The 6,138-nt window shown below is 63.5% G+C and carries 5 protein-coding genes; 4 read left to right on the top strand and 1 reads right to left on the bottom strand.

All coding sequences use genetic code 11. The annotated features are described in order from the left end of the window. On the bottom strand, positions 1–1,007 hold a 1,007-nt coding region (locus ABWP09_RS07175; protein WP_353204464.1), incomplete at its 3' end, for a carbamoyl phosphate synthase small subunit. A 136-nt stretch (positions 1,008–1,143) separates the two neighbouring features. Here ABWP09_RS07175 and ABWP09_RS07170 point away from each other — a divergent pair. From ABWP09_RS07170 to rpoD, 4 genes are all read left to right on the top strand, one after another. After that, a complete protein-coding gene (locus tag ABWP09_RS07170; protein WP_353204463.1) occupies positions 1,144–1,611 on the top strand; it encodes a GatB/YqeY domain-containing protein in 468 nt (155 codons plus the stop codon). 61 nt (positions 1,612–1,672) lie between these two features. Further along, positions 1,673–2,074: an endonuclease domain-containing protein gene (locus ABWP09_RS07165; RefSeq protein ID WP_353204462.1), complete on the top strand. Its 402-nt coding sequence runs from the start codon at positions 1,673–1,675 to the stop codon at positions 2,072–2,074. Further along, positions 2,071–3,966 (top strand): DNA primase, encoded by a 1,896-nt coding sequence (gene dnaG / locus ABWP09_RS07160; protein WP_353204461.1) that lies wholly within the window; start codon positions 2,071–2,073, stop codon positions 3,964–3,966. The genes ABWP09_RS07165 and dnaG overlap by 4 nt, the downstream gene beginning before the upstream one ends. Then, positions 3,966–6,002 (top strand): RNA polymerase sigma factor RpoD, encoded by a 2,037-nt coding sequence (rpoD, locus tag ABWP09_RS07155; RefSeq protein ID WP_353204460.1) that lies wholly within the window; start codon positions 3,966–3,968, stop codon positions 6,000–6,002. Before dnaG ends, rpoD begins: the two co-directional genes overlap by 1 nt. The last annotated feature ends 136 nt before the right edge of the window (positions 6,003–6,138 follow it).

The raw sequence follows: 6,138 nt of genomic DNA, 5'->3' as shown, positions 1-6,138 counted from the left end.
CCGACCGCGAGCGCGAGCAATTGGTGGCCGAGGCAAATGCCGAACAGCGGCTTGCCCGTCTCCAGCAGCTGCTGGATCACCGGAACGGCGTAGACGCCGGTCGCGGCGGGGTCGCCCGGGCCGTTCGACAGGAAAATGCCGTCGGGGGCGAGCTTGATGATCTGTTCGAAGCTGGCGGTGGCGGGGACGACCGAGACGTCCGCGCCTGCCGCGACGAGATTGCGGAAGATGTTGCGTTTGGAGCCGTAGTCGATCGCGACGACGTGGGGTCTTGCCTTCTTGCCCCCCTTCCCGCTTGCGGGAGGGGGTTGGGGGGTGGGCATATCCTCAAGCGGAGCGTCGGCGGCCAGATCAGTCCCACCCCCGACCCCTCCCGCAAGCGGGAGGGGGGAAGAAAGGAGGGGGACAGAAGAGTCATACCCCTTGCCCAATCGCCAAACGCCGCCGTCCCAGCCATAATCCATCTGCGTCGTCACCGCGATCGCGAGGTCCATGCCTTCCAGCCCAGGCCACGCCTGCGCCTGTGCCAAGAGCGCCGGTACATCGAACGTCCCCGCCGCCGAATGCGCGATCACCCCGTTGGGCGCGCCACCACCGCGAATCCGCCGCGTCAGCGCGCGGGTATCGACGCCCGACAGCCCGATCCGCCCGTGCTTCGCCATCCACGCGTCGAGCCGCTCGGTCGAGCGGAAATTGCTTGGCCCCGTCACCTCCTCGCGCACGATGATGCCCACCGCGTGCGGGTCGTCCGCCTCGAGATCGTCGGGATTCGCGCCGACATTGCCGATATGCGGAAAGGTGAAGGTGATCATTTGCCCGGCAAAGCTCGGGTCGGTCATGATCTCCTGATAACCCGTCATCGCGGTGTGGAAACACACTTCGCCGACCGCAGCACCTTCCGCGCCGAAGCCATGCCCCCAAATCACGTCGCCCGTGGAGAGCACCAAAACGCCGGTGGCACCCTCCGGAGCTTTGGCAGGCGCGGTAATGGGCTTGGCGTCGGCCATTGCGGCGGGCACTCCTCAGGTTCATCGATGTCGCTAAGCGACGGGAACTAGAAGCGCATGCAGCCAAGGTCAATCTGAAAGGGGGCGTCAATCGGATAAACCCGCTAGAGTCGCCCACCACCGAAAAGGACCGACAATGATTCGCGACGACATCAAGGCAGCGCTCATCACCGCGATGAAGGGCGGCGACAAGGCCGGCACCGCGACGCTGCGGCTCGTGCAAAGCGCGATCAAAAATCGCGACATCGAGGCCCGCGCGCCGCAATCGCGCGACGGCGTGGCCCCCGCCGATGACGATACGCTGGTCGTCGAAGTGCTGCAGAAGATGGTCAAGCAACGCCGCGAATCGATCGAGATGTTCGTGAAAGGCGGGCGCCAGGAGCTCGCCGACACTGAAGCGGCCGAAATCGCGGTGATCGAGGCATTCCTGCCGACCCAGATGGACGAAGCCGCAACCGCGGCGGCGATCGAGGCGATCAAGGCCGAATTGGGGGCAAGTGGCATGAAGGATATGGGCCGCGTGATGGCGGAGCTGAAGGCGCGCCACGCGACCACGCTCGACATGAGCAAGGCGAGCGCGGCGGTGAAGGCGGCTTTGGCGTAATGGACGAGGCGGGGCCTCTTCTCCCCCCCTCCCGCTTGCGGGAGGGGGCTAGGGGGTGGGCATGAGCGAACCGCAGTTCCGCCGACCGACAGTGCGCGCCCAACAGCTTCGCCGCGACATGAACGAGATCGAGTTGTTATTATGGCAGCAGCTGCGCGGACGGCGCCTCGACGGGTTGAAGTTTAGCCGTCAGATGCCAGTCGGTCCCTACATTTGCGACTTCATGTGCCGCACAATCGGCCTGGTGGTTGAGCTTGACGGCGGACAACATGGCGAAGCTGCGACCTATGACGCTGCCCGAACGCGCTTTATCGAGAGTGAGGGGTTTCGGGTTCTGCGGTTTTGGAACAACGAGGTGCTGGAGAACCTGGAAGGCGTCCTGTCTCGCATTGTCGAGACAGCGCGAACCATGCCCACCCCCCAGCCCCCTCCCGCAAGCGGGAGGGGGGGTGTCCAGCCATGACCCTCTCCCCCCAATTCCTCGACGAACTGCGCAGCCGCACCCTGCTCTCCACGCTGATCGGGCGCAGCACCAAGCTGCAAAAGGCCGGGCGCGAGTGGCGTGCGTGCTGCCCGTTCCATAACGAGAAGACGCCGAGCTTTTACGTCAACGACGACAAGGGCTTTTACCACTGCTTCGGCTGTTCCGCGCATGGCGACGCGATCCGCTGGATGACCGACAGCCAAGGCCTCCCCTTCATGGATGCGGTCAAGGAACTTGCCCAGGCGGCGGGGATGGAATTGCCCGCGATGGACCCGCGCGCCGCCGAAAAAGCCGAGGCCGCGAAGGGCCTGCACGAGGCGAGCGCCGATGCCGCACAATGGTTCACCGATCAATTGAACGGCCTGACCGGTGCCACCGCACGCGACGTGCTCGCCAAGCGTGGGATCAAGCCCGAGACCGCACGCGCCTTCGGCCTCGGCTTCGCCCCCGATTCGCGCAGCGGCCTCAAGACTGCGCTGAAAGACTATGGCGATCCGCTGCTGGTCGAAGCGGGGCTGCTCATCAAGGTCGAGGAGAAAATCCCCTACGATCGGTTCCGTGGCCGCCTGATGATCCCGATCCGCGATTCGCGCGGGCGGACGATCGCGTTCGGAGGGCGCATCATCGGAGAGGGCGAGCCGAAATATCTCAATTCGCCCGAGACCCCGCTCTTCGACAAGGGCCGCACGCTCTATAATTTGGACAAGGCCGCCCCCGCCGCGCGGAAAGCCGGACGGTTGATCGTGGTCGAGGGCTATATGGACGTCATCGCGCTTACGCAGGCGGGCTTCGGCGAAGTCGTCGCCCCCAACGGCACCGCGGTGACCGAGGCGCAGCTCGAGCGCATGTGGCGGCTGAGCGACTTGCCGATCCTGTGCCTCGACGGCGACAGCGCGGGGCAAAAGGCTGCGATCCGCGCCGCGCACCGCGCGATGCCGCTGCTCGCCCCCGGGCGCAGCCTCGCCTTCGTCACGCTGCCGCAGGGGCAGGATCCCGACGATCTGGTGCGCCTGAAAGGCCCGGCAGCGTTCGAGGCGCTGCTGAACGAACCCGAACCCTTGGTCGATCGGCTGTGGGCAAGCGAACTCGCCGCCGAACCGCTCGACACGCCCGAGCAGAAAGCGGGCCTCAAGGCGCGGCTCGCCGATCTTGCCAAGACCATCGCAGACCAGAACGTCGCGCATGAATATCAGGCCGAATTCCGCCGACGGTTCGACGAGATGTTCCGGCCGCAACGCAAGGCGTTCGAACCGCGCGCGCCGTTCGTGCCGGGCAAGCGCGGCAAGTTCGGCCAGCCCTACAAGCCGCCGATCGCGCCGCCGGGGGATGGGGCCAAGGGCATCCGCGCCGGCGGGATCGACCGCATCCTCGCCAAGGCGGTGCTGGCCGGATTGATCCGCCATCCCGCGGAAATCGCACGGCATATGGAGGTGTTGGGGTCGCTCAAACTCGCCGACAATACGCTCGGCAAGCTGTTCGAGGCGGTGGTCGATGTGGCGGTCGAGGATGCCCATGAAAACATGGCGCTTGATAGTCAGCGCCTCCTTACCATATTGGCCGTATCTGGATTTGATATAATCGCGCATGAATTGCTGCGGGCCGACCAATTATCGTGCTCGTTCACGCAAAGGGATGCCGAACCGACACGGGCACGCGAGGACCTCGACGAGGCGATCGCGATCCTGGTCGCTCGGCCGGAAGTGGATGCGGCGCTGGCGGCGGCGACGGCGATGATGCAAGCGAACTATTCGGATGAAGCGTTCGAGCGGCAAGTGTCGCTCGTGAAAGAACAACAGGCCCTGGACGCGCGACTTGCAAATCTGGTGCAGGCGAACGAAGACGCCAGGGCTTTTAGTACCGAGGGCAATTAATGGCGAAGACGGATATGGCGGACGCAAGCGAAACCATCGAGGGTAGCGATGCGCCGCTGATCGATTTGAACGACGCATCGATCAAAAAGGTGATCGCCCGCGCCAAAAAGCGTGGCTACATCACCTATGAGCAGCTCAACGAAGCGCTGCCGCAGGGTGAGATGTCGTCCGACCAGATCGAGGATATCAGCTCGGCTTTGTCCGAAATGGGCATCAACATCGTCGAGAATGACGAGCAAGGCGAGGATGGCGACGAGCCCGCCAAGGCCGAAGACGACGATGATGCCGAGCCGGTCGATGCGTCCGAGGACGCTGGACCGGCGCTCGACGTCAAGAAAAAAGAGATCATCGATCGCACCGACGATCCGGTGCGGATGTACCTGCGCGAGATGGGCGCGGTCGAATTGCTCAGCCGCGAGGGCGAAATCGCCATCGCCAAGCGGATCGAGGCCGGCCGCGACACGATGATCCTGGGTTTGTGCGAATCGCCGATCACGTTCAACGCGATCATCGACTGGTCGACCGCGCTCAACGAAGGCACGATGCAGCTCCGCGAGATCATGGATCTCGATGCGATGCTGTCGAAGGACCCTGCCCCCGAAGCGCTGACCGATGACGACGCCGAAAATGGCGGCGAAATTAGCGCGAAAACCGCCGGCCCGAGCTTCAAGGAAGAGGAAGAGCCCGAAGAGGCCCCCGCCGAAGAAGAAGAGGATTCGATGACCGAGCGGCGTACGCCGCGCCCGTCCGACGATGAGGAAGAGGACAACACCCTCAGCCTCGCGCAAATGGAAGAGCAGCTCAAGCCGATCGCGCTTGAGCGCTTCGCCAGCATCACTGCGCTCTACAAGAAGTTCAGTAAGGTCCAGCAGACTCGGCTCGACGCGATGGCGGCGGGCGGCGAACTGTCCAACGCCGACGAGCGCAAGTACCAAAAGCTGCGCGAGGAATTGACCGCCGAGGTCGAAAGCGTCCAGTTTCACAACGCCAAGATCGAATATCTGGTCGATCAGCTCTATGCCTTCAACCGGCGCCTGACTGCGCTGGGCGGCCAGATGCTCCGCTTGGCCGAGCGTCACAAGGTGCCGCGTAAGGACTTCCTCGATCGCTATATCGGGCATGAGCTCGATGAGCAGTTCATTCCCTCGGTCGCGAAGATCGACAAGAAATGGACCGCCTTCGTCACCAACGAAGCCGAGGCCGCCGACCGCATCCGCGTCGAAATCAGCGAGATCAGTCAGGCCACCGGCATGGCGCTCACCGAGTTCCGCCGCATCGTCAACATGGTCCAGAAGGGTGAGCGCGAGGCGCGCATCGCCAAGAAGGAAATGGTCGAAGCGAACCTGCGCCTCGTCATCTCGATCGCCAAGAAATACACCAATCGTGGCCTGCAGTTTCTGGATCTCATCCAGGAGGGTAATATCGGGCTGATGAAGGCGGTCGATAAGTTCGAATACCGTCGCGGCTACAAGTTCAGCACCTATGCGACGTGGTGGATCCGGCAGGCGATCACGCGGTCGATCGCGGATCAGGCACGCACGATCCGCATTCCGGTGCACATGATCGAAACGATCAACAAGCTGGTCCGCACCAGCCGCCAGTTCCTGCACGAGCAGGGCCGCGAGCCAACGCCCGAGGAAATGGCCGAGCGTCTGTCGATGCCGCTCGAAAAGGTCCGCAAGGTGATGAAGATCGCCAAGGAGCCGATCAGCCTCGAAACCCCGATCGGCGACGAGGAAGATTCGCATCTTGGCGATTTTATCGAGGACAAGAACGCAGTGATCCCGGTCGATGCCGCGATTCAGGCGAACCTCAAGGAAACCGTCACGCGGGTTCTTGCCAGCCTCACCCCCCGCGAGGAGCGCGTGCTGCGGATGCGTTTCGGCATCGGCATGAACACCGATCACACGCTGGAAGAAGTCGGCCAGCAGTTTTCGGTCACGCGCGAACGTATTCGCCAGATCGAAGCCAAGGCTTTGCGCAAGCTCAAGCATCCGAGCCGCAGCCGCAAGATGCGCAGCTTCCTCGACCAATAAACGCTGCGGCGGTGGGTTGATCCCACCGCCGCAAAGGATGCGTTTTCCACAAGATTGCTCCATTTTGGAGGGATATTGTGGCGTGCGCGGCGCGGTTGCTTATCCTTGAGCGATGATATCGCCCGCCCTGCCCCCC

The sequence above is a fragment of the Sphingomonas sp. genome (genome assembly GCF_040398505.1).
In the GTDB taxonomy this organism is placed as follows: domain Bacteria; phylum Pseudomonadota; class Alphaproteobacteria; order Sphingomonadales; family Sphingomonadaceae; genus Sphingomonas.
The sequence above is the reverse complement of the archived record's forward strand: the minus strand, read 5'-3'. Positions and strand labels throughout refer to the sequence as shown.